4 protein-coding genes and 1 pseudogene are annotated in these 1,496 nt (G+C 32.0%); all 5 read right to left on the bottom strand.

Annotated features, from left to right (window positions below):
• Positions 1 to 194 (bottom strand): annotated as a pseudogene (locus HMPREF2794_RS29330) (hypothetical protein); the annotation flags it as partial.
• Positions 191 to 520, bottom strand: a complete 330-nt coding sequence (locus HMPREF2794_RS21635; protein WP_005647283.1) for a hypothetical protein — start codon at positions 518 to 520, stop codon at positions 191 to 193. The gene HMPREF2794_RS21635 and the pseudogene HMPREF2794_RS29330, both read right to left, overlap by 4 nt.
• Positions 501 to 869: a hypothetical protein gene (locus HMPREF2794_RS21640; protein ID WP_007856501.1), complete on the bottom strand. Its 369-nt coding sequence runs from the start codon at positions 867 to 869 to the stop codon at positions 501 to 503. Before HMPREF2794_RS21640 ends, HMPREF2794_RS21635 begins: the two co-directional genes overlap by 20 nt.
• A 35-nt stretch (positions 870 to 904) precedes the next feature.
• Positions 905 to 1,102, bottom strand: a complete 198-nt coding sequence (locus HMPREF2794_RS21645) for a hypothetical protein (RefSeq protein ID WP_005647287.1) — start codon at positions 1,100 to 1,102, stop codon at positions 905 to 907.
• A gap of 34 nt (positions 1,103 to 1,136) precedes the next feature.
• The gene (locus HMPREF2794_RS21650; protein ID WP_004295365.1) at positions 1,137 to 1,388 is read right to left on the bottom strand and encodes a hypothetical protein; all 252 of its coding nucleotides are present in this window, start codon (positions 1,386 to 1,388) and stop codon (positions 1,137 to 1,139) included.
• Between the last annotated feature and the right edge of the window lie 108 nt (positions 1,389 to 1,496).

Genomic DNA, 1,496 nt, shown 5'->3' on the forward strand with positions numbered 1-1,496 from the left:
TCATTGAATTTATTAAAATCATTTTTGGCTTCATCTGTTAGATATTTTAATACATTATGATAGGTAAATTCTTCCTGAAACATTATTACATGAGGTGAAATCCGCTCACCTATTCTTGGAAGATGCGGTAAATTCCAATTTGCTTTTACCCTCATTCTAAACAGAAAAGTATTAATTACAAATATTACTTTCATACACCATTTCTCATTTTATAATGCTTACAAGGTTTCTTTCTCGCTGTGATTCGCTTTTGAAGCATACGACAGTACATAGTGAAGTTCGTACAAATTTCATAATGCTTGCACTGGCTACAGTGCTTATCATCAACGACAGGGAAAACAGAGTTGATGAACTCCAACATGGTTTCAGATTCAAAATCTGATTCCATCTGGGATTTCAGGCAATCTTTCTTTGTCAAGCCTGATTCTTCTATTACCTGTTTAGCCAGTTCAGTTTCATTGTGTGAACAAACAAGAAACTGAACGGCAGACCATATTCCATTATTGAATTGCTTTCCCATCACTATTTTCTCTTACTTCATAATGCTTACAAGGTTTCTTTCTCGGTGTGATTCGCTTCCCTAACCAATGACATTGCATAGTACAATTATCATGCTGAATATAGTAATGCTTACACTTACTACAGTTATCTACACCATCTTCCTCAAAGGCATAATCAATAAAATCTAATGTTTTTTGACAGACTAAACCAAAATCTGATTCCAGTTCCAAACAGTTACTTTTAGTCAATCCGGCACAATGAATTAATTTCTTTGCATCATGCTTATTGTCAAATTGCAGAAGTACCCTAACAGAATACCAGATACCTCTGCAAATATCTTTTCTCATTTCAAATTTTCTTTTTTTCATATCATTATCTTAATTTTACTCCTTTACTAAGATTCCTAAGTTCTTTCTCGCTGCTTAATTATAAAGTCATTAGGAGTTATATATCCAACAGACTCCATACGGTCTATTATTTCATGCACATTCATTTCTGAACCGTTAAATTCAAGTATACAAAAAATACTCTTTTCCTGCTTAAAAGTACGATTTAACACAGAACTAGATAATCTGAAAATTTTCTTCTCTACTCCAATCATAAATTAATCCTTTCACATTTCTAATAATTGACTATCAATCTGTAGTTTTCTTCAATGCTTCAAAAGAAGACAAGTAATCATCAACAGCTTTATTTAACGCTGCATATTTATCTTTCCACGTTCTTATTTGCCGTTGTGTTTCAATATACCTATCATTCAAAGTTGCATAATTCTGAATAGCAAATCTAATAGCTTTAGCATCTGTTTTTTCACCAGATAATTTTTTTAGATTTTCTAACTCTGCACAGGCAGCATCGTCTAAGCGTAATGTAAACTCTTTTTTCATAAAAAAATGATTAATGAATTAATACTGAAAAATAGTCCTAACAGTTGGCTACGAAATGGATTTAAGAAGCAATGTTTCATAATTTTGTTTGCTGTTCTTTATACTGGC

The organism is Bacteroides sp. HMSC067B03 (genome assembly GCF_001811315.1).
Classification (GTDB): Bacteria; Bacteroidota; Bacteroidia; order Bacteroidales; family Bacteroidaceae; genus Bacteroides; species Bacteroides faecis.